The 21,556-nt window shown below is 37.1% G+C and carries 20 protein-coding genes and 1 pseudogene; 8 read left to right on the top strand and 13 right to left on the bottom strand.

What is annotated here, in order from left to right; translation table 11 throughout:
* Window positions 1–58: 58 nt before the first annotated feature.
* From INT04_RS07000 to aceE, 3 genes are all read right to left on the bottom strand, one after another.
* A complete protein-coding gene (locus INT04_RS07000) occupies window positions 59–373 on the bottom strand; it encodes a DMT family transporter (protein ID WP_193015434.1) in 315 nt (104 codons plus the stop codon).
* The gene (locus INT04_RS07005; protein ID WP_193015435.1) at window positions 373–1,044 is read right to left on the bottom strand and encodes a glutathione S-transferase family protein; all 672 of its coding nucleotides are present in this window, start codon (window positions 1,042–1,044) and stop codon (window positions 373–375) included. Before INT04_RS07005 ends, INT04_RS07000 begins: the two co-directional genes overlap by 1 nt.
* A gap of 201 nt (window positions 1,045–1,245) precedes the next feature.
* Window positions 1,246–3,915, bottom strand: a complete 2,670-nt coding sequence (gene aceE, locus INT04_RS07010; RefSeq protein ID WP_193015436.1) for a pyruvate dehydrogenase (acetyl-transferring), homodimeric type — start codon at window positions 3,913–3,915, stop codon at window positions 1,246–1,248.
* A gap of 182 nt (window positions 3,916–4,097) precedes the next feature.
* Here aceE and INT04_RS07015 point away from each other — a divergent pair, with 182 nt between their 5' ends.
* The gene (locus INT04_RS07015) at window positions 4,098–4,535 is read left to right on the top strand and encodes a MarR family winged helix-turn-helix transcriptional regulator (protein ID WP_193015437.1); all 438 of its coding nucleotides are present in this window, start codon (window positions 4,098–4,100) and stop codon (window positions 4,533–4,535) included.
* Window positions 4,536–4,538: 3 nt separating this feature from the next.
* Here the strand turns inward: INT04_RS07015 and INT04_RS07020 are convergent, their stop codons facing one another.
* The 4 genes from INT04_RS07020 to tehA all read right to left on the bottom strand — a co-directional run bounded on the left by INT04_RS07020 (window position 4,539) and on the right by tehA (window position 7,601).
* On the bottom strand, window positions 4,539–5,618 hold the full coding sequence (locus INT04_RS07020; RefSeq protein WP_193015438.1) for a transketolase-like TK C-terminal-containing protein: 1,080 nt from the start codon (window positions 5,616–5,618) through the stop codon (window positions 4,539–4,541).
* 253 nt (window positions 5,619–5,871) lie between these two features.
* On the bottom strand, window positions 5,872–6,126 hold the full coding sequence (locus tag INT04_RS07025) for a hypothetical protein (RefSeq protein ID WP_193015471.1): 255 nt from the start codon (window positions 6,124–6,126) through the stop codon (window positions 5,872–5,874).
* A gap of 98 nt (window positions 6,127–6,224) precedes the next feature.
* Window positions 6,225–6,527, bottom strand: coding sequence for a hypothetical protein (locus INT04_RS07030; RefSeq protein WP_193015439.1), 303 nt, complete (start codon window positions 6,525–6,527; stop codon window positions 6,225–6,227).
* An 87-nt stretch (window positions 6,528–6,614) separates the two neighbouring features.
* Window positions 6,615–7,601, bottom strand: a complete 987-nt coding sequence (gene tehA / locus INT04_RS07035; RefSeq protein WP_413465709.1) for a dicarboxylate transporter/tellurite-resistance protein TehA — start codon at window positions 7,599–7,601, stop codon at window positions 6,615–6,617.
* Window positions 7,602–7,830: 229 nt separating this feature from the next.
* On the opposite strand from tehA, the gene osmB reads away from it, so the two are divergent.
* The 4 genes and pseudogenes from osmB to INT04_RS07055 all read left to right on the top strand — a co-directional run bounded on the left by osmB (window position 7,831) and on the right by INT04_RS07055 (window position 10,013).
* The gene (osmB, locus tag INT04_RS07040; protein WP_193015441.1) at window positions 7,831–8,052 is read left to right on the top strand and encodes an osmotically-inducible lipoprotein OsmB; all 222 of its coding nucleotides are present in this window, start codon (window positions 7,831–7,833) and stop codon (window positions 8,050–8,052) included.
* Between the two features lie 528 nt (window positions 8,053–8,580).
* Window positions 8,581–9,266 (top strand): annotated as a pseudogene (locus INT04_RS07045) (SDR family NAD(P)-dependent oxidoreductase).
* A gap of 100 nt (window positions 9,267–9,366) precedes the next feature.
* Entirely contained in the window at window positions 9,367–9,723 is a 357-nt protein-coding gene (locus tag INT04_RS07050) for a DUF1283 family protein (protein ID WP_193015442.1), read from the top strand.
* A gap of 53 nt (window positions 9,724–9,776) precedes the next feature.
* The gene (locus INT04_RS07055; RefSeq protein ID WP_193015443.1) at window positions 9,777–10,013 is read left to right on the top strand and encodes a DUF1161 domain-containing protein; all 237 of its coding nucleotides are present in this window, start codon (window positions 9,777–9,779) and stop codon (window positions 10,011–10,013) included.
* A gap of 263 nt (window positions 10,014–10,276) precedes the next feature.
* Here INT04_RS07055 and bioD read toward each other — a convergent pair whose 3' ends face one another.
* The 3 genes from bioD to INT04_RS07070 all read right to left on the bottom strand — a co-directional run bounded on the left by bioD (window position 10,277) and on the right by INT04_RS07070 (window position 13,399).
* Window positions 10,277–10,948: a dethiobiotin synthase gene (gene bioD, locus INT04_RS07060; protein ID WP_193015444.1), complete on the bottom strand. Its 672-nt coding sequence runs from the start codon at window positions 10,946–10,948 to the stop codon at window positions 10,277–10,279.
* A 196-nt stretch (window positions 10,949–11,144) separates the two neighbouring features.
* Window positions 11,145–12,356: an ROK family transcriptional regulator gene (locus INT04_RS07065; RefSeq protein WP_226944461.1), complete on the bottom strand. Its 1,212-nt coding sequence runs from the start codon at window positions 12,354–12,356 to the stop codon at window positions 11,145–11,147.
* A 128-nt stretch (window positions 12,357–12,484) separates the two neighbouring features.
* Complete coding sequence (locus INT04_RS07070) at window positions 12,485–13,399, bottom strand: LysR family transcriptional regulator (protein ID WP_193015446.1); 915 nt, start codon at window positions 13,397–13,399, stop codon at window positions 12,485–12,487.
* Between the two features lie 125 nt (window positions 13,400–13,524).
* On the opposite strand from INT04_RS07070, the gene INT04_RS07075 reads away from it, so the two are divergent.
* Window positions 13,525–14,808 (top strand): MFS transporter, encoded by a 1,284-nt coding sequence (locus INT04_RS07075; RefSeq protein WP_193015447.1) that lies wholly within the window; start codon window positions 13,525–13,527, stop codon window positions 14,806–14,808.
* A 462-nt stretch (window positions 14,809–15,270) separates the two neighbouring features.
* A complete protein-coding gene (gene tus / locus INT04_RS07080; RefSeq protein WP_193015448.1) occupies window positions 15,271–16,200 on the top strand; it encodes a DNA replication terminus site-binding protein in 930 nt (309 codons plus the stop codon).
* 24 nt (window positions 16,201–16,224) lie between these two features.
* Here tus and INT04_RS07085 read toward each other — a convergent pair whose 3' ends face one another.
* Window positions 16,225–16,584, bottom strand: a complete 360-nt coding sequence (locus tag INT04_RS07085) for a hypothetical protein (protein WP_193015449.1) — start codon at window positions 16,582–16,584, stop codon at window positions 16,225–16,227.
* An 80-nt stretch (window positions 16,585–16,664) separates the two neighbouring features.
* Window positions 16,665–18,062, bottom strand: a complete 1,398-nt coding sequence (fumC, locus tag INT04_RS07090) for a class II fumarate hydratase (protein WP_193015450.1) — start codon at window positions 18,060–18,062, stop codon at window positions 16,665–16,667.
* 581 nt (window positions 18,063–18,643) lie between these two features.
* Between fumC and INT04_RS07095 the strand changes: the two genes are divergently transcribed.
* Window positions 18,644–20,332, top strand: a complete 1,689-nt coding sequence (locus INT04_RS07095; protein ID WP_193015451.1) for a YdgA family protein — start codon at window positions 18,644–18,646, stop codon at window positions 20,330–20,332.
* A 76-nt stretch (window positions 20,333–20,408) separates the two neighbouring features.
* On the opposite strand, the gene INT04_RS07100 is transcribed toward INT04_RS07095, so the two are convergent.
* A complete protein-coding gene (locus tag INT04_RS07100; protein ID WP_193015452.1) occupies window positions 20,409–21,374 on the bottom strand; it encodes a VWA domain-containing protein in 966 nt (321 codons plus the stop codon).
* Window positions 21,375–21,556 lie beyond the last annotated feature (182 nt).

The following is a 21,556-nucleotide window of genomic DNA, read 5'->3' on the forward strand; positions in this document are numbered from 1 at the left end:
CTATCAGTGTCATCCTTAATACTCTGCGGTTCCAAGTCTAGAACCGCAGTAATTAAAATCATTTCACGACTTTAAGACCAATAACACCGATGACGGTTAGTGAGATAAAAAACAGACGTTGCAGTGAAAATGGCTCTTTAAACCAGAATACACCCGTAATACACAAACCAATTGCACCGATAGCGACCCAGAGAATATAGGTCGTGCCAAGTGGCAACGTTTTCAAAGCCTGAGCCAGTAGAAAAATACTGATAAGCGCTGAGATAATAGCTAATATACTGGCAGTGAGCTTTGTCCAACCCTCATTTAACTTTAGTGAAATACCCATTACAATTTCAAACAATGATGCTGTAAATAAGTAAACCCAAGCCATTATGTATTCCCTCTTGGCGCAACAAGCGTAACACTATCGCGTATTGTATTAACATGAATGGCTTCCTTTACCGCTGGGCGAGCGGATAAAACAGTCAACCATTTCATTACCGCGGGGAAAGCTGATATATCCAAATCTAACTCATGCCAAGTCCGTAACCATGAAAATACAGCTATATCCGCGATGGTATATGTATCCCCTGTCAAATAAGGCGAATTTTGTAACTGCTTTTCTACCACACCGATCAGACGAAGAGACTCTTTTTGGTAGCGCATCAAAGCCTCTTCATTATGATTTTTTGTTCCATGTAGAAACCACCACAACTGCCCCATCATTGGCCCAACACCACCAATCTGGAAATGTAACCACTGCTGAATTTGCCATCTCTCTTTTAAAGCGTTTGATTGTAACAGTGGGTACTTTTCAGAAAGATACGTCAAAATCGCACCGGATTCGAATAATGTAATTCCTGTTGTGTGATCAACAATAGCAGGAATTTTACCATTGGGATTGATCGCTAAAAATGAAGGTTGATGCTGTTCGTCAGCAGAAAGATCAACAAAACGCCGCTCAAAAGGAATGCCGACTTCATGTAGAAATAATGCGACTTTCAATCCATTAGGGGTATCTGCTGTGTAAAATGTGATATCAGGTTTTTTTGATACAGTCATTGTCGCTCCAACTTAGAATAAATTAAGATTGCATTTACAATCGTTGCATATGCAATAATACCCCTAATTATCTAATGACACAAGTAGCTACGTAATATGACCCATTCATCAAATCAGACTTTAAATTATGCCTTTTAAAAAAAGCAACCCACATTAACGTGGGTTGCTTTTTTATTTAGTCAGTTTGTTAATAATGGTTAATTAAATCGTGGTAGGATCCATTTTTTCCACATTAACACCATATAATTGTATTGCCCGAGTGACTTCCTCTCTTGAAATTACACCATCATCTGCTAGTAATTTTAATGCTGCTATAACAATAAAGTGGCGATCGACCTCGAAAAACTCTCGCAATGCTTCTCGAGTATCTGAGCGCCCAAATCCATCCGTTCCCAGCGAAATAAACTTACGCTCAGGTAAATAGGGTCTGATCTGGTCACCTATAATTTTCATATAATCTGTAGCAACAACAATTGGCCCTTGATGTGAACTCAGTAAATTTTCTATATACGATTTTTTAGGTGTTGCATCGGGATGTAACATATTCCAACGCTCTATTGCCATACCATCACGTCGTAGTTCCGTTAAACTTGTGGCACTCCAAACATGACTACTAACAGCAAAATCATCCTTCAACAATTGTGCAGCAGCTAGCGTTTCACGCATTATCGAACCACTCGACATTAATTGAACATGTCGATCTGCTTGTTGAATATCCCCTTTTTTTAGCAGATAAGCGCCGCGTAAAATACCTTCTTCGACACCTTCAGGCATTTCAGGTTGAGGATAGTTTTCATTTAATAAAGTGATGTAGTAGTAAATATCTTCCATGTTTTCATACATGCGATACATACCATTGCGAATAATAACTGCAAGTTCATAAGAGTATGATGGATCATAAGAAACACAACTTGGGATAACCGAAGAAAGCACATGGCTGTGTCCGTCATCATGTTGTAACCCTTCCCCCATTAGTGTGGTTCTTCCCGATGTTGCGCCTAATAAAAAACCTTTAGTGCGCGCATCCGCGGCAGCCCATGCTAAATCGCCAACACGTTGTAATCCAAACATTGAATAGAAAATATAAAATGGAATCGTTGTAACGTCATGATTACTATACGACGTTCCGGCTGCAATCCATGTTGACATGGCGCCAGATTCGTTGATACCTTCTTGAAGTATCTGTCCGTCTTTGGCTTCTTTATAGTAACTCAATTGTCCAGCATCTTGAGGTGTATAAAGTTGACCAAGCCAAGAATGGATCCCAATTTGGCGAAACAATCCTTCCATACCGAAGGTTCTTGATTCATCCGGCACTATCGGAATAACAAGTTTACCCATGTTTTTATCTTTCAATAATACATTGAGAATATTAACAAATGCGGTCGTTGTGGATTGTGTTCGCTCTCCACTTCCTTTTAATACCGAAGCAAATTGTGATAATGGCGGAATAGCCAGTGGTACAGTTTGAGGGAATCGGGCTGGTATATGACCACCTAGCTTCGCGCGTGTGCTTTTAATGTATTGTTCTTCAGCACTGCCAAGTTCAGGTTTGATATAAGGAATATCAAGAAGCTGATCGTCTGGTACTGGCAAATTAAAGCGATCACGGAACGCTCTCACTGCATCATTACTCATTTTTTTAAGCTGGTGGTTGATGTTTTGTCCTTCCCCCGCTTCACCCATTCCAAAACCTTTGACTGTTTTGGCTAAAATAACGGTTGGTTTACCTTTGGTATTTACGGCTTGATGATAAGCAGAATAAACTTTTTCAGGATCATGCCCACCTCGATGAAGCGCCCAAATTTCGTCATCGCTCATATCTGCAACTAATTCTAATAATTCTGGATACTTACCAAAGAAATGTTCACGAACATAAGCACCACTTTGTGATTTAAATGTTTGATAATCTCCATCAACACATTCCATCATGCGTACTTCTAATAATCCTGAAGTGTCTTTTTCTAGTAATTTATCCCAATTACTTCCCCAGATAACTTTAATTACATGCCAACCTGCGGCTCTAAAATTACCTTCAAGTTCTTGAATAACTTTACTATTACCACGAACAGGACCGTCAAGTCGTTGTAAATTACAGTTAACCACAAAAATAAGATTATCAAGCTTTTCACGCCCCCCTAATGAAATTGCTGCCAATGACTCAGGTTGATCCATTTCACCATCACCTAAAAATGCCCATACTTTGCGATCTTGGTGAGGTTTTAAATTACGATATTCTAAATATCGCATGTAGCGGGCTTGATAAGCGGCCGTTAATGGCCCAAGTCCCATCGAAACGGTTGGGTATTGCCAAAAATCAGGCATTAAGCGTGGATGCGGATAAGATGAAATGCCTCGGCGAGTCGATTCACGGCGAAAATTATCGAGTTGCTCTTCATCAATGCGTCCTTCAAGATAAGCACGCCCATAAATTCCAGGTGCAGAGTGTCCTTGTATATAGACCATATCACCTGCAAAAGTATCAGTACGACCGCGGAAAAAATGGGTAAAACCAACATCATAAAGCACAGCAGCGGATTGGTAGGTTGCGATATGGCCTCCAACCCCTGAATGTTTACCTGCACGTAATACCATTGCCATTGCATTCCAACGAATAAAGGCATTTATACGTTCTTCTATATGTTGATTGCCTGGATATTCGCACTGTTGCGAAGTGGATATGCTATTGATATAAGGTGTGGTGACAGTACTAAAGTAATCACCGTATTTTTGTTGATCGATTTGCGCCATTTTATTGAGTAAAAAATGGGCACGTTCTCGTCCATCAATACGGGTGACACCATGAAATGCATCAAGCCATTCTGTGGTTTCCTGGGGATCTAGGTCAGTTTTTTTCGCAGGTTGATTCATAAGTTCTCCAAATATACACGACCCTTTTGAGGGCTTACTATAGGTACTAATTGACCATTCACACACAATTGCAATTACTAACATTGCAATTACTATAATTGCAATTGCAATCATGGAAAAAATGACTCTATCCTTTTATAATTGCAATTGCAAATAATTCCCATAATTGGAAAAACTCTAAGATGAACAACAAACAACCTGATCTCTGGTTTTCTTTTGTTAAAGCTCATAAGCTTATAATTAAAAAAATTGAAGCTGAATTGGCTGAGGCTAAACTCCCCATCTATGCGTGGTATGACATTCTTTGGGGTTTAGAAAGTGGTGTGGATGGAACTCGACGTATGCATGAGCTTGCTGATGTCGTGGTGATTGAGCGCTATAATTTAACGCGAATGATTGATAGGCTTGAGAAAGAAGAACTTGTTATACGCACTCGTTCTGATGATGATCGCCGTGCTGCATTTGCAACCATCACAGAAAAAGGCAAAGCATTAAGAAAAGAGATGTGGGTCATCTATCAAGGTGTCATCAAAGACTATTTTATTAGCCAATTTAGTGAGGATGAAATCGCACGTTTCGCGCAAGCCCTTAATGCAGCCTCAGATAAAGTTAGAGAATAAAAATTACTTATCCTTATCCAAATTAAAAATATTTAATGCATCTTCAAGAACAACGGTAGGAAGTTTTTGATCATCGACCAATAACTTCAATGCACATAAAGCAATCCATTCTGCTTGTGGATAGTGAATTTTTCCTTTAATTTGTGAATCGTTGCCAATTGCAGCAAATGGGCTAGAAATAAAAGGTTTTATCTGGCTCGCAATCAAATGTGTATAATCTGTAATAGCAACCACGGGCCAACTTTCACTCCCAATACATTGTTCTAAATGTGATTTAACAAGTTTTGAGTGCTGACTTGCTTGTTGATAGTTGAGTTGTTCTGCATCAAAGGCCAATTTTGTATAGCTTGGACAACTCCACACTTCACTGTCTATTTTCCAATGTTTTTTCAGTAAATACGCAGCTTCAAGCGTACGTGACAGTGCTTTTCCTGCACCACATAATCTTACGATTAATCCATCGTTTTTAATCGGAAGTTTTGCCACGCAATGCATTCCAAGATAGGCATTTTCAGCCTCTCGCTGATCCAAGACTCCGTTTGATATGCAAGGAGCTTCATGGGTTGCGATATAAACCATCTGCTTTTTTCCCTCAACATAAAGGGTTTGAATGGCGTGCTCAATAATCGCGCCCGCTTCTTGGATATTCGCAGGATCGTAAGGAAGCCAGCTATCCATTCCCGTTAATGCTAAGGGAAACCAAGCTTGCACACCTTTAGGTAAGGGAGCGCCTTGTACATCTGCGCGGTTAATAAAAATTCCCTTACGATTAGTTTCTGTTTGTAGCGCCCCCAACATAGCAACTGACGGATCACTGAAAAAATAAAATAATGGTTTTTCATATTCATTATTATTAAGAAACCAAATTGGCCACGCAGTTGGTGATTGCTTTTGAGTTGATAAAACTTCTCTCGATAATCCCTCTTGATTGAGCTTATGACTCAATTTTTCTATCCAATGATAAATAAGCAAAGGGTCTGACACACTGTTTTGTATCATCGATTGAATATGGGGCACACAGGTCAGTGCAGCTTGGCTTGTTTTTTCAGACGTGGCAGGCATTTTAAAATATTGAACAGACATTCGTGCTCCTTGAACAACGTGTAAAAGCGATTTCGCAACCTTATTGTTGCATGTGCAATTATTGTAATTACAATAAAATGGAGCGTCAAATGGAAATAGTAAGTAAAGCAAATCATTAGAAATATCCGTTAGATATCACAACACTAACACATTGAAATAAATGATTTGTTTTAGATAAAACAGATGATATGAGGTAAGCAATAAAAAAAGAAAAGAAATACTACAGATATTTTCAGTTTTTAGTTTTCAGTTTTCAGGGATATATTTTCCAATCTAAGGAACAAAAACCTTCGACAAAATCGAGTAATTCTAAAATAGTGTCTTCATCTTCGATGGCTTGTAATTGATTTAAACAATCTCGCATTACATCTTGAGTCATTCCATTGTATTTATAGGATAAAAGTAACTCCCTTAATACCAATAAATCTCGATTTAAAGCAATACCCTTTTGTATGTCATCAACGAGAGCTTGCTGTTGCTGGTGGCATTGCTGTTTTATTTTATCCATATTTAACCTAAACCTACCTTTTCACCCTTTTCTTTTCTAAGCCATTAATAGTTTGTAATAAATTAGCTTTATTCTGACTTTAGCTGGCTTTATAGATTTCAAGATGCTTTCCATTGATCTTGGTATTCTGATGGCACTAATTCTTTGTTAAAAACTCGCTCGTGATAAATAACGCGCCCATCAAGTCTCTGCTGAGGCACCATTACAACACCGGTATCAAAAATGGCGTGACTCCAATCTTCTTTGATTAAGCCTCGTCGCCATAAGCGGTAATATCGATTTGCTTGTGACTCTAATTCATTCTCTTTTAAAATAACTGATAGTGGTGCAAGCAGTTGTTGTGAAAGGTGATATTTTTTCATCAACCAGCGTTTATTTCTTTTAATTAACTTTCTTTTCATCGTTATTAGCTCTATATCCCTTTATACTATTCTTATCTTAAAAAGAGGCCTGAAAATTTTGTTTAAGCTCCCTTTTTTCTATGTTTATTAAAGTGCTTTAGATGGACAACATAACTGTTTTAGTCCTCTAAAAAACCATAATAATGAATGCCAAATCAGCAGCAAGATAATAAAATTAGCAAAGATAAATAGTGCGGTTGAGAGTAACTGCATAAAATGACTATTAGATGCCATACTCATATTTAATGAGGCTTTTGCCAACGCAGAAACACCGAAAGAGAAACTCCAGAAAGGTAATGAGAATGGCTGTTTAACAAACCAAGGGATTAATCTTACCATAAATAGAAGTTGTAAAAGACCATAGCCTAATAACATTTTAGCGAAGAAATCGATGTGATTATCATTAATAGCCAAATAAGCGCTACAAGCAACTAAAGCGGGCGCTAATTGAATACCAAATGAAAGACGTGATTTTTCATCCATTAATCCGTCACTGCGTATCCTTTTTAAAATAGCGGGTTCTAAACTTAACCAAGAAAACACACCGGCACCAAAAAATAAAATGCCCAAGTCATTAAAACCAAACGCACCACATGCCATAGCGCAAATAAAATTATTCGCGACTGTTGGTAAATACAATACAGGTGTGGTCGCCATTTTAGGGTATTCCCCCTTCCATTGAGCACCAATCAACCAACTTGAATAGCCCAATTGAGCAACTGCGCCGAGGCTAAACAGGATAAGTGAGAACAACGGCAAGTAAGGACTCAATCCTATAGAAACCAAGACCGTTGTTGCGGGAAACAAACTGGTAAATCCGCTAGCAACCGGATGTTTTATTTCATCAAGAACAAGTTGGCGGTGAAGGAGATATTTCGCCAGTAAGAATAATGTGAGTGTTAACCAAACTAAACACCCTACACTAATAAAAATTTCACCAATATAAGCTGGGTAACCGTGTTCTTTTGTAGCATAACGCCATGCCATCCCCGTACCAATCATCCCTAATACGACACCAAAATAGCCGGATGCAAATTGTGAAGAGAGTATCTTTAATTTATTTATCAATATCATACTGTTATTTTCACTCATATAAATGACGTAGTTCAGTGGTGCTTTAGACTATCGAATCAAATAATAATACAGATAATAAAATTTATTTTGATAAAACGCATTTAAAATATATGTTATGGATTATGACGCACTTTAAGAGTTTTCACCCTCTTATTCCCGAATATTCTGATGCTTGTATAAATACGATAACGATATCTTTATATTGTCCTTTATTTTGGAGTTTATAAAAATGAATATCACGTTAAAAAAGATTGGAACACTGTGCGTTGCTTCTGTTCTGCTTTTTTCTCTTGCCGGTTGTTCTAATATGTCAAAACGCGACCGTAATACAGCTATTGGTGCCGGTGCAGGCGCCGTTGGTGGCGCTATTTTAACTGATGGTAGCGCATTGGGCACTATTGGTGGTGGTGTTTTAGGTGGTGTTATCGGTCATCAAGTCGGTAAAAAATAACTATTTTGTCTTATTGTACTAGACTGAGTTATATTTTATTGACTCAGTCTAGTAACACATCTCATTAAGATATTCTGTATTTAATTGGGTATGACATGAATAAATCGTTTCTCTCTCAATTAAAAGAAGCTGTTGTCGTTTTATATCAGTCATGTAGCGATTTGATTCATATCGTAGTGGCCCTTATTTTGTGTTACTTCTGTTTTCTTTTATCACCCACATTGGTGATTGCCGTAATTGGCAGTATCATTATTATTATCATCCTGTTTTTACTTAGTTTATTTGTTTTGCCGTGATGCAAAACATAATCTTTGTCTCCCTTATTTTTAATAAAAAAATCGACTAAATAATCACGGCTTGTTCTGTCAGTTAAAAACAAAAATACAGGTTACTATTAAAGATAAAAATATTTCACATCATAAAAGAACCTTGTTTTTAGGCTGATTTTTCACAAACCTGATTTTTAAACTTGACTCTTTTTGGTGATAGTCTTTTACTTCAATGATTATAACTATCGAGGGTAATTAAATGATTATTTTTATCACGGGTGCTTCTGCGGGTTTTGGTGAGGCTATCGCTCGTCATTTTATCAGCCATGGACACAAAGTAATTGGTACCGCTCGTCGTTTGGATAAACTCAATAACTTGCATAAAGAGTTAGGTGAACAATTTTATCCATTACAGTTAGATGTCACGGATAAAAAAGCCGTCAGCGAAATTTATGATCAATTACCTGAAAAATGGCGCACCATAGATGTATTAGTGAATAATGCTGGATTAGCATTAGGCTTAAATACCGCAGATAAAGCCAACCTTGATGACTGGGATACGATGATCGAGACAAACAATAAAGGTCTTGTTCATGTTACCCGCGCTATACTCCCTCTTATGGTAGAAAGAAATAAAGGCCATATTATTAACATTAGCTCAACTGCTGCATCTTGGCCTTATATGGGAGGTAACGTTTATGGCGCGACTAAAGCCTTTGTTAAGCAATTTAGTTTAGGATTACGCGCTGATCTTCAAGGTAAAAAAGTTCGCGTGACGGATATTGAACCGGGTCTTGTTGGTGGCACTGAATTTTCACTTGTTCGATTTAAAGGTGACAGTGGAAAAGTTGAACAGACCTATGCAAATGCCAACGCATTAACCCCTTAGAAATGATGCCTGTCAGCCAATCATTTGCGGGCCTTAGTGTTCATCGCCAAAACTAAACGCACTGAAAACTCATTTTTTATTAAGGCATCAGTTATAATTATTAAGATATAATAGTCATTGACAGTAATAGCGACATAATTTTAGAGGATTGCAACCATGATCAATTCACTCACTAAGAAGCAAACGGTAAGAACGCTATTGTTCTCCTTATTTCTTGGTTTATCCGTGTCTTCTTTTTCTTCTATTGCCACCTCAACTAATGTAACCATTAATGGTAATGGCTATGACAATGTCTTAGATAAAGAGCAAGCTCGACAAATGAAAGAAGACTGGGACCAAAAACGAGAACTTCGTACCCAAGTCAATCAACGAGAAAAAATTGAATTTAATAAAGTAGATAAAGCCATTGATGAGCGAGATGCTTGTCTGAAAAGTGCAAATGTCTATGCTTATTGGGAGTCTGAAACACGTCGTTGTTTAGACAGTAATACTGGACGCCCTGTTAATCCGTAAGAAAATCGTGTAAAACAGTGATGTTTTACAAAGTAAAACAAGGAGAGAATGATATGAAAAAATACGTATTTGCAGTAATGGCAACCCTCGTTGCATTTGCACCTTTAGCGGCAAATGCAGGTTGTGATGAAGTTGTTGAATCTATTCAACAAAAAATCGTCAATAATGGTGTACCCGCAGCTAACTTTACGTTAATTGTCGTTGAAAACGACCAAGTTGCACAAACAGAAGGTAAAGTGGTAGGCACATGCGAAAATGACAGTAAGAAAATTATCTATACTCGTCATTAATTTATTATTGATAAAAATATGTCATTAAAAAAGGGCGCATCAATTTGCGCCCTTTTTCTATTTTACCTGACTTTTATCTGTTCTATTTTATCTTTTTTCACTTGAATATTAGAGACTATTTTCATCTTTATTTTGATTTAAGGCCAAATTAGAAAAAACAAAAATACCCAATGAATTTACTCATCAGGCATTTAAAGTAACAAGTTTGGCACCGTTTAAAAACAAGTGACTCAATCCACTTCGTTACTTATTTATATTCTCTCTTAAGCAGGTACGGCGATTTCCAACTGACTTAAATCAAGGTAACAAGAGAGATCACGTTCTTCAGGACGCAATAAATACGGGATTTCACCAATCAGCGGCGCAGGAATATGCTGAGACAGCCTTTCCACAATTTTCGCATAATAAGGTAATCCTGGATTTATTCTGTTAGCAACCCAACCCGCTAATTTCAAACCATCGTTGAGAATAGATTGTGCTGTTAATATTGAGTGATTGACACAGCCTGGTTGAATACCAACAACCAATATCACTGGAATTTGTTCTTTCACCACCCAATCAGAATAAAAGGTATTGTCATCAAGTAGATAACGCCAACCGCCATTACCTTCAATAACAACACACTCTGCTTTTTTACTTAAATTGTTGAGTTCATTTGAAATTTTATTAAAATCAATTTCATTCTCACTGACATAACAATTATCAAGCAAAATAGGATTAATTTCGTCGTAGCGAACTTCAACTGGCGATGAGCTATGAATAATCTGTGCATCCCGATTACGTTCACCATCAGCTGTTTCATGTAATTCTGTTGCAATAGGCTTATAACCCACTGCCGTTGACCCGCCACGATTTAATGACTGAAGAAGTGCTCGGGTTACAACAGTTTTACCCACGTTGGTATCTGTCCCCGTAACAAAAAAGCGTGTTAACATATAATTTACTTCCGTTATGACAGATAAATCAGGTTCATAAAAAATGACAGAGATTAGAGTTTAGGGTAACACCGTTTCTGGTGGTTTGAGGTAGCTCAATTTTTTAGTTAATTGGTCGAAAATAGAGAATTCGTTAATGATCAATTGATGTATTTACGCTTGCAAAACACTTTTGTTACGTTTTATTGTGCTTAATTTAGCCTTGCATCAACTCAATTAACAAAGAGCCGTTGTACAAAGCCTCTTTAACTAGCGATGCCGCAGGCAATGTTCCTTTATTTCTTAACTCTGTTTCTTCAATAATCAACGATTGTGCATAACGTGGCATGACATGATTTTGAACGTGCTTCAAGATCAAAGGGAAAAAAATTGACTTAGCTCGACAAAGTGGCGAACCAATAAGTATTTTTTGTGGGTTAAAAATATTAATCATCACAGCAAGAATAAAACCTAATCGCTGTGCAACTAAATTGACAATTTCAAACGCCTGCTTATCACCGACTAATATTGCATCACACAGCGTTTCAATAGTAATGGGATATTTGTTTAGCAACGAGATTGGGTTTTCTTGTGCTAATAATTGTGCTTTTTTAATTAATTGAGGAATAGCAATTTCCGTTTCTAAACACCCTTTCGCGCCGCAATAACAAGCATTCTCAGAATCGATAACTTTAGTATGCCCAATTTCAACCGCGCTGTGGCTATGGGAATGCAATGTTCTCCCGTTAGTTATTACGCCAGCACCAACAATATCATCGATAACAATTTGTAAAATATCTGAACTGTTTTTTGCTGCGCCATATAAAGATTCTGCCATTGTCCATGCAGTTACACTGTGTTGCAAAAAAACAGCAACACCTGTTTTTTCATGGATTTTATCAGCAAGGGGAATGTCTTTAATCTCATAATAAGGTGAGCTATGAATAACACCAATAATGGGATCAACAATCGCATTCATAGTAATACTGATTGCGGTTAATCTTTCAACATGAGATTGATAACGCTCGAAGAATTTATCGATAGCAAGTAAAAAGTGATTAAGAAAATCATCACTGTATTCTTTAGGGAAATCGAACGTATCTTCAGTAACCAGCTTGCTATCTAATTCTCTTAAACTAAAAAGCAAGCTACCTTTATTGACGCGGATACAGAGAAATTGCCAGCCTTGGCTTTCTAATTTTAATCCGACCGCAGGTCTGCCACGAAATCCCACATCGGGGAACTCTGTTTCATGAATAAGGTGCGCTTCAACTAATTCTCGGGTGATCTTAGTAATACTTGCTGGCGCAAGCTCTGCCTTTTTTGACAGTGAAATACGAGAAATGGGACCATGTTCATCAATCAAGCGAAAGACTGTGCCAAGATTAAATTGTTTTACGTGATCGATGTGGCTAGGTTGGTTCCCCATTGAATGCATCCTTAATTAAGGAGCCATAATTAATTCGAGGCTCCAAATAATTCATTACCGATTATGTCGTCAATTTGTGATAATTGTACAATACTTACATAAAAAGCGTGATCAAAAACACAGATAAATCAAGATTTTTGGTGATCTAAGATATTTTTTAATAGTAATTGCGTTAATCTATTTGCAGCCGCAGGTATCGTGCGCTTTTTATGAGAGACTAACCAAACTTCAGAAAAAGCCTGTGAATTAGCAAAGTGTAAATAATGTACTCCATCCACTTTCATGCGGGTAAAAGATTTTGTCACAATTGAAATACCCAATCCGGCAGCAACTAATCCTAAAATTGTCATTGCTTCGCCCGCCTCTTGCGCAATAGTCGGCGTAATGCCAGATAAACTCAGTAATTGAATTATTTCATCATAAAGTGCCGTACCGACATCTCTTTCAAAAAAAACAAAGGGGTATTGTCCAATATCTTGAATATTGACACCCGTTTCTTTGTAAGCAAGTAAAGGATGCCCTTCATAAACCGCTAAGATAAAAGGCTCACGAAACAAGAGCTGGTGGTGCAAATTTTCGGGTAGCGTCGTGTTTCGCATGATCCCCAGATCAATACGTCCTGTCAGTAACGGCGATATCTGTTGTTTTGTATTCATTTGATGCATATGAATACCCACTTCAGGATAGTTCTCCCTAAACTGTCGCAAACTCAAAGTGACTAAATGCATAAAAGGTGTTGTTGAGGTAAAACCAATTGAAATTTCACCTAATTCACCTTTTTCCATTCTAGCGGCGCGTGTTGCAGCTGCGTTGACTTGCGCCATTATTTGATAAGACTCTTTTAAAAACATTTGCCCCGTGGGTGTTAATGAGACTGAGCGGTTAGTGCGTTCTAAGAGCTTAGCCCCAATTTCATTTTCAAGCGCTTGTATTTGTTGGCTTAAAGGCGGCTGAGAAATATTCAATCTTTCTGCGGCTTTACCAAAATGAAGTTCTTCTGCTACGGCAATAAAGTAACGTAAATGCCTCAGTTCAATATTCATATTTCTCTCATATCGTCATTGATACTTTAAACGTCTTATTTCTAATGATTAATATATTAGACAAAAAAATCAAATATTTCTAACATTGACATAAATCAAATTTAAGTAATGGAAGTTTAATCAATATGGATACTCACGAAATAGACAGTAAAAGTATGAGCTTAGGCACTGATATTTCAGACAATACATCAAGTATAGAAAAGCCTGCTCATCGCCAATCTAACCCTAAGCACTATATTCAGCGTGATGATGCACTGTATATAAAAGTGACAGTGTCATTTTTTATGGTCGGATTAGCCACTTTTGCCTTACTCTATTTTGTGCAACCCATATTGCCGGTGTTATCTAATGAATTTTCAGTAAGCCCTGCAACCAGTAGCCTAGCGCTCTCGCTTTCAACAGCATTAATGGCATGTGGATTACTTATCACCGGCCCTCTTTCAGACGCTTTTGGTCGTAAAAATGTGATGGTTATTGCGCTATTTTGTGCGGCTTTTTTTACATTATTAAGTGCTGCTATGAATAGCTGGACGGGTATTTTAATAACTCGCGCCTTAGTTGGGCTTTCATTAAGTGGTGTTGCTGCAGTGGCAATGACCTATTTAAGTGAAGAAATTCATCCTGCTTATCTCGCATTATCAATGGGGTTATATATTAGCGGAAACTCTATTGGTGGTATGAGTGGTCGTGTCATTACAGGTGTATTAAGTGATTATTACTCTTGGCGTTTATCTGTCGTTATTCTTGGTGTTTTTGCCCTTTTTGCCGCGGTGACTTTTTGGAAAATATTACCTGCCTCCCAGCATTTTAGACCAACCGCATTAAAACCGCGTAACCTGCTTATTACAACAAAATTGCATTTTAGAGATAAAGGACTGCCCCTATTATTTATCGAAGGGGGTTTATTAATGGGCGGATTTGTCACTTTATTTAACTATATTGGCTATCGTTTATTAGATGCACCCTATTCATTAAGTCAGACTACAGTGGGCTTAATTTCTATCGTGTATTTAAGTGGCACTTATAGCGCCTCGAAAGCCGGATTATTAACGACAAAATATGGATTAGGCAACGTATTTATTGCGGGTATTTCAATGATGTTAATCGGAATATTGATCACCTTAATTGAATCGTTACCTGTTATCTTTATCGGGATGCTTATCTTAACAACGGGATTTTTCGCAGCTCATGCTGTTGCAAGTAGCTGGGTTGGTCGTCGAGCTAAACGAGGCCGAGCTCAAGCCTCTTCACTTTATCTTTTTACTTACTATGCGGGTTCAAGTCTTGCTGGTACGGTCGGTGGCCTGTTTTGGATAAGTTTTGGTTGGCTGGGTGTTGGATTATTTATTGCCATTTTAATGTTAGCAGCTTTGTTGATCGCATTACATTTAAATAGAGTTGCCCAATAACCATGTAAATCATAATGATAACAAAGTACGAAAGCAGGCTAATACCATTTAATATTGTCGATTTCGTACTCTTTTCATAAGGTATAGGCCTATACTTTTGAGAAGGATTAGCACCATGTTTAAAATTAAACTGCCTATCGCTCTGCTCTTTGTTCTTTTTACATCGATTGCCAGTGCGTCTACAAAAAGTTGTCCGCCAACAAAACCAGACTGCAATACAATTCAAGACTCAATACATTTTGTGAATGAAAAATAAGCCAAAATGGTGTGTAAAATCATCGCAAATCTTCTTTTTAAGAAAAATAGTATTAAAATATGCCCTTTTCACGGTGTACTGTGTTTATATACAGTATACCGTATTTTTGGCATTTCCCCCTGCTAAGCGATGTACTTTCCACTGAAGCTAATGTATTGTTTTAAACAAAGGCTAATTGTATGTTGTAACTAAATAAGGATATTAAAATGAGTAAATATGATTTAATCGAACAATTCAATCTCTGCTTTAAACAGTTAGAAACAGAGATTAACTCTCTGACAAAAAAGCTAAAAAATTTAACATTATTATCTTCGGCTGTCTTTGAATTACCCGATGTCACTAAAGAAGAAGAGCATGATGAAGTTGTTCATGTGACGGTGTCGCCTAGCTATGATGAAGAAGCTCGTGACCTTACATTAAAGCTTATCGCAAATTTGTTTATTTATGATAATGCCCCACATATCAGTAGTAAACGTGCTATTCGTTTACCTGGTGTACTTTGTTTTAGTACTAATAACATTGAGTTTAAGGCTGTAAAAAAAGAGGTTGAGCAAATTAATGCATTAAAAAAACAGCTTTCTGATATCGTGACTAAAGAGTCAGGAATTTCTAAGGAGGAACGTTTTGATTTTGTTCATAATCAGCTAAAAGGGTTGATTACACTCAATGCTTATCGCACCCTCACCCTACTGTCTGATCCTGATACTGTTCGTTTTGGTTGGGCGAATAAAAATATTATTAAGAATTTAACGCGTAATGATGTGTTGGCCCAGTTAGAAAAAAGTCGTGAGGCTAATCGCGCCGTTCCACCTTATACGAGTGAACAATGGGCTGAGCGTATTGATAAAGAAATTATCACCCTTTCACAACTCCCTGAAAATGCGAAATTAAAAATAAAACGCCCAGTAAAAGTGCAGCCTATTGCCCGCGTTTGGTATTCAGAAATTCAAAAACAGGTACAATATGCCTGCCCTTTGCCATTATTGGCTTTTTATATTGATAAAGAGAGCGATTTTAAACCGATTATTGGCGAACTTCCTGATTATGATGCCGATAATATTCAAATTCGCCATCGCCCTAAAGCAAAAAACTTGCAATTAATTATTCCAAGAATGCATTTATATCTTGAAAAGTAATCAATTAATAAACTGATTAATAACCTATTTTTCAATAAGTTGAATCGAACTTCCTTGAATAATTTGCAGAAGGTAATCATAAAGTTGAGTAAAATAATCAGCTTCAATATTCAAATCAATCGTTATTTCTATCTTATCTTTCAATAAGAAAATAATTTTTTCTCGGCTTATCGTAATTTTTTCAAGCGTATTAATCGCTTCAATATCAGATAGATGTGTCATTAAACCAATGGAATTATCAATCTCTTCATCTTCTTCATCAAATCGTGAAAGAATGATGAAGTGATCAGGAGAAACAGCATCATCTCCTATTCCAATAATGGTGACATCATCTTCAACATAGCAATTCACTTCTGTTGCGGTAAAACGAATTTCTTCATTCATATCAATTTTCCTAATACGATCTAAAAATCCCGCCATTATAGCGGGATTTAATATCAGCATTAAATAAGCGCTAAATAGGCTTATTTCTTCATACTACCAACCATCTCTTCTGGACGAACCCAACTATCGAATTCTTCAGAGGTGAGGTAGTTCAGTTTCAATGCTGACTCTTTCAGTGTTAAGCCTTTTTTATGCGCATTTTTAGCGATTTCAGCCGCTTTATCATACCCAATATGCGTATTTAATGCTGTAACCAACATTAATGATTCGTGAAGTAGTTTATTGATACGTTCACGATTTGGCTCAATACCAATTGCACAGTGTTCATTGAAACTACGCATACCATCAGCCAGTAAACGGACTGATTGCAAGAAGTTATCAATAATCATTGGGCGATAGACGTTCAGTTCAAAGTTACCTGATGCACCACCAATATTAATAGCCACATCATTACCCATCACTTGAGCACATAACATTGTTAATGCTTCACATTGTGTTGGGTTAACTTTACCTGGCATGATTGAGCTACCAGGTTCGTTTTCAGGAATAGCAATTTCACCAATACCACAACGAGGGCCAGACGCTAACCAACGCACGTCGTTAGCAATCTTCATTAATGATGATGCTAAGCCTTTTAATGCACCATGCGAATGAACTAGTGCATCACATGTTGCTAATGCTTCAAACTTATTAGGTGCAGTCACAAATGGCTGACCTGATAATTCAGCAATACGTTTCGCGACACGTACAGCATATTCTGGGTGCGTATTTAATCCAGTACCGACAGCAGTACCACCCAATGCCAATTCACAAACATGAGGAATAGAATCATCGATATGTTTGATACTGTGCTCAAGCATCGCCGCCCAACCAGAAATTTCTTGGCCTAACGTCAGTGGTGTCGCATCTTGCAGGTGAGTACGACCAATTTTAACGATGTCATGGAAAGCTTCTGCTTTCTCTTTGAATACTTTCAGCAGTGCTTTTAATTCCGGCAGTAAATCCTGACGTAATGCAATAACAGCAGCGACATGCATGGCAGTTGGGAACACATCATTTGAACTTTGACTTTTGTTAACATCATCATTCGGATGGATTTTGCGCTCCATGCCACGGATACCACCAAGGATCTCACTACCACGGTTAGCTAACACTTCATTCATATTCATGTTTGATTGAGTGCCAGAACCCGTCTGCCAGATTGCTAATGGGAATTCAGTGGGGTGTTTCCCTGCAAGCACTTCATCTGCTGCCGCAATAATTGCATCAGCACGCTCTTTAGGTAATAGACCTAAATCCATGTTAACACCTGCGGCTGCTTTTTTAGTTATCGCAAGCGCATGGATAAGTGCAACAGGCATTTTTTCAACTGAAATACGGAAGTGTTCAAGAGAACGCTGCGTTTGAGCTCCCCATAACTGGTCAGCAGGTACTTCGATTTGTCCCATTGAGTCTTTTTCAATGCGAGTGGCTGCCATTTCAATCTCCTTAAGTACACAGAATAATTGATTAATTCCGAATCGTTTTTTAGTAAATAACTCGGATATAACTATCATGCCATAAACCGAATAATAAATATGAGAGCTAAAGCGAGCTTATGAAATTTATAACAGAATGATATCTGTTGATTTTTCTGGAAAAATACGGTTAGTCACCTTATTTTGTCACCAGCGTTATTATTTAAGCTTTCATATTTATATCCATACTTATTATGAGCCTTTATTATTCATCATAAATAGAATTACATCACACTTAAATAGTGTCTAAATCGAAAAGTGAGTAAAAAAAACATTTTTTATGTCCTTATTTTATTTATCTTATAAATCATATTCATTTTGCTTTAAACTCATTATGTTAGCGACTAACTAAGTAAGTTCTGATTGCGATTTTATTCTACTAAATCTATATTTACAGTTAATATAGGTGGCGATGTATATATGTAGATTATCTATATTTAAAATGAGTAAAATTTTTCACCAATTTATCGGGTTGTTTAAGGGTTACAAAACAGCCTTTATAACGTACATCGCCAGATGTACACAGAGGATGGACTAGAATTATGAAGAAATCGCTTGTCGCTGTTGGTGTTATCGTCGCACTGGGTGTTGTTTGGACCGGAGCTTCGTGGTACATGGGCAGCAAAATTGAAAGTCGCTTACAGGAAGAAACGAAACTTGCTAATGTCCAGTTAGCGCAACTTGCTAAAAATGCACAATTTGGCGCTGATATTAAACTTGAAATTCGTGACTATAAAAAAGGGGTCTTTACCTCTAATGCAGACTTTGCTGTCGTGATTTCAAAAGATGCTAGTGACGTAGAAGACCAAGATAAAAAAGTAGAAGAAGTTATTTTCTCTACGGATATCGACCATGGTCCATTCCCTCTTTCTGATCTGGCTAAATTTAATTTAGCGCCAAAATTAGCGGCAATGAATAATACATTGGTCAACAATGAGACAACCAAAGAATTATTCAAACTGACTAAAGAGAAGTCTATTTTTGATATCCATACCTCTTTAGCTTTTGATGGTGCGGTATCAGGTGAAGCAAAACTGAACCCTATCGATTTCACTGATAAGGGCGACACCGTTAAAACAACACCATTAACTGTTGAATTTTCATCAGATAAAAGTGCAACAAACTTTACAACTTCGGTGAAAGGTGATCAGGTTGTTGTGACTAAAGAAGGTGAAGAGACTTTCACTATTAAAAATATTTCGGGTTCTGTTACCGGGACAAAAGTAAATAATGATCAATACTTATTCAATGAGCAGTTATTAAGCTTTGCTGAAATCGCACATACAAGCAAAGACAAAGCATCAGACTTCTCACTGAAAGATTTTTCTCTGATAACAAAAAGTGATATTAAAGATAAACTTTTCAATTTATCTCAAACCTATAACTTTAAATCATTAAATATTGCGGGATTAGAGTTTGGTGCGGGTAAATTTGGCTATTCTATTGATAAAGCTGATACAGATGCCATGTTGCTGTTAACCAAAGTGTATAACAACTCGTTATTACCTTGGAACAAATACAATTATGACAATTCAGACATGGTAGAACAAGCGGTTCGTGATGTACTGGAAAAAGGCTTAGTTTTCCGTATTGATGAAGCGTCTTTAACAAATAAAAGTGGTGCAAGTAAGTTAACCTTTAACTTAGACTTAAATGCTTTTAACGTTAAAGTATTAGAAAGCCAAGAGAAATCACCAGCAGAATTATTTAACTATCTGTTTAAAAACATTGATTTCAATGTTGATTTATCTCTTCCTATGTTAGCTGAATTCCGTAACACCACTCAATATCTTGATGCGGTTCGTTACCAAGAAACGGCATTAACAGATGAAGAGAAAAAAGAGATTGAAACAGCAACTGCAGCTGATATTGAGCAATTAAAAACAGAGTTACAGCAAAATATCAACCAAATCTCTCAAGATGAGAAAGATGCATTACCACTGATGTTACTTGCACAAGACGGTAAAGCATTAAGCATGAAACTGAACTATGCTGCTGATAAATTTACCATGAACGGTAAAACCTATACTTTTGATGAGTTTATGAATGTTACTCAAGCACCTCAAATGTTAGGTTTAGCCGCAATGTTATTCGGTATGGGCGCATCATCTTACGATTACGATGATTCTGATTATTCAGAAGAAGGTTATCAAGAAGAGATGACTGAAGATCCTGCTATCATCGAAGAACAAGAAATCTTAATCCCAGAGCAACCAGCACAAGCTCAATAATTAAGTTTCGATTAAAGACGTAAATAAAAACACCCCATTGTGTTATTCATAAATGGGGTGTTTTTTTATTTATTATTTAGCAGCCACAATCTTTAGTAGGGAGATAATGAGTTTCCCGCTCATCTTTACAGCATGAATCAATAGTTTTGCTAATGATCCCCGCAAGTGTGTTTACCGTCGAAATAATAGAGGTTAATTGCTCACAAACATGATGACAACTTGCCGTTTTTTCATTCGGTTTAGGAATGTTCGGTATCGTCAAACTGTCACAGAGGATCTCTTGAAGGACTAAAGAAAAATTCGCAATACCCGTTGTATAGATGTAAGAACGCCCTCCTGTTTGCTCAGCTAAACGCACATACTCTTTTGTCACCCGATCTCTATCTACCACACTAGGGAAACGGTCAAGATTAGTTGAGTTATCATCCGGCGTTCCTTGATAGGTATACACTTTGACTTTTTCATGTTGAGCAACAGTAATGGCTTCATTATTTTTTATCACCGCCGCATTGGTGAGCACACCACCGCCACCTTCCATACCCTCATCACCCAGCACAAAAATAGCGCGACGAGCGCCATCACGCCAATCGAAATAGCGACTTACATCAATCACCGCACGACATAAATCTTCTCTATTCCCCGCATGATCACGCCCATCAGCTTCTTTAAAGGGTTTTCTTGCTTGTAAACGACGTTCAGGTACACATTGAGCTTTTAAATAATCACTGGCAGATTGATCAAATTTTGTATCCTCCCACGTCCCTTCAATACCTAGAAAAGTGACTCGAAGTTTTGATGGACAACGTTCTAATGCCTTTTGTATTGCAATATCGATGTCTTTACTTAAATCTGACGATTCATCAGACATTGAGCCACTAGTATCAATGACGACCACTAAATCTAATGCAATCGCCCCATCACCAGTGACAACTTGTGAACCATGGGTAAGGCTACTTGAGGATGAAGGGGGAAGTATTTTAGAAACTAATTGATGTTGTATTTTACTTTCTTTTTTTTCAATATTTAAATCAGAATTATTCATATTTATACACCTTTGATTTTAAATGATTAGGTTTCTATTTAATAGTTTGTAATTAAATTAATATATTCATTTAATACTATCGCTTTATCGACGGCATATTATTACTTTAATTACTTCATTTTTATTTATCATTTAACAAAAGAGATATTCTATTTTTTATTTTATTATAAAAAATAAATTAA

The organism is Proteus sp. FME41 (assembly GCF_014897315.1).
In the GTDB taxonomy this organism is placed as follows: domain Bacteria; phylum Pseudomonadota; class Gammaproteobacteria; order Enterobacterales; family Enterobacteriaceae; genus Proteus.

Coding starts and splice junctions, on each gene's coding strand:
- INT04_RS07085 (WP_193015449.1), bottom strand. CDS start 16,584: ATGAATGAAGAAATTCGTTTTACCGCAACAGAAGTGAATTGCTATGTT.
- tehA (WP_413465709.1), bottom strand. CDS start 7,601: ATGATATTGATAAATAAATTAAAGATACTCTCTTCACAATTTGCATCC.
- tus (WP_193015448.1), top strand. CDS start 15,271: ATGAGTAAATATGATTTAATCGAACAATTCAATCTCTGCTTTAAACAG.
- aceE (WP_193015436.1), bottom strand. CDS start 3,915: ATGAATCAACCTGCGAAAAAAACTGACCTAGATCCCCAGGAAACCACA.
- INT04_RS07070 (WP_193015446.1), bottom strand. CDS start 13,399: ATGAATATTGAACTGAGGCATTTACGTTACTTTATTGCCGTAGCAGAA.
- INT04_RS07050 (WP_193015442.1), top strand. CDS start 9,367: ATGATCAATTCACTCACTAAGAAGCAAACGGTAAGAACGCTATTGTTC.
- fumC (WP_193015450.1), bottom strand. CDS start 18,062: ATGGCAGCCACTCGCATTGAAAAAGACTCAATGGGACAAATCGAAGTA.
- osmB (WP_193015441.1), top strand. CDS start 7,831: ATGAATATCACGTTAAAAAAGATTGGAACACTGTGCGTTGCTTCTGTT.
- INT04_RS07055 (WP_193015443.1), top strand. CDS start 9,777: ATGAAAAAATACGTATTTGCAGTAATGGCAACCCTCGTTGCATTTGCA.
- INT04_RS07000 (WP_193015434.1), bottom strand. CDS start 373: ATGGCTTGGGTTTACTTATTTACAGCATCATTGTTTGAAATTGTAATG.
- INT04_RS07005 (WP_193015435.1), bottom strand. CDS start 1,044: ATGACTGTATCAAAAAAACCTGATATCACATTTTACACAGCAGATACC.
- INT04_RS07020 (WP_193015438.1), bottom strand. CDS start 5,618: ATGTCTGTTCAATATTTTAAAATGCCTGCCACGTCTGAAAAAACAAGC.
- INT04_RS07015 (WP_193015437.1), top strand. CDS start 4,098: ATGAACAACAAACAACCTGATCTCTGGTTTTCTTTTGTTAAAGCTCAT.
- INT04_RS07075 (WP_193015447.1), top strand. CDS start 13,525: ATGGATACTCACGAAATAGACAGTAAAAGTATGAGCTTAGGCACTGAT.
- INT04_RS07100 (WP_193015452.1), bottom strand. CDS start 21,374: ATGAATAATTCTGATTTAAATATTGAAAAAAAAGAAAGTAAAATACAA.
- INT04_RS07030 (WP_193015439.1), bottom strand. CDS start 6,527: ATGAAAAGAAAGTTAATTAAAAGAAATAAACGCTGGTTGATGAAAAAA.
- INT04_RS07095 (WP_193015451.1), top strand. CDS start 18,644: ATGAAGAAATCGCTTGTCGCTGTTGGTGTTATCGTCGCACTGGGTGTT.
- bioD (WP_193015444.1), bottom strand. CDS start 10,948: ATGTTAACACGCTTTTTTGTTACGGGGACAGATACCAACGTGGGTAAA.
- INT04_RS07025 (WP_193015471.1), bottom strand. CDS start 6,126: ATGGATAAAATAAAACAGCAATGCCACCAGCAACAGCAAGCTCTCGTT.
- INT04_RS07065 (WP_226944461.1), bottom strand. CDS start 12,356: ATGGGGAACCAACCTAGCCACATCGATCACGTAAAACAATTTAATCTT.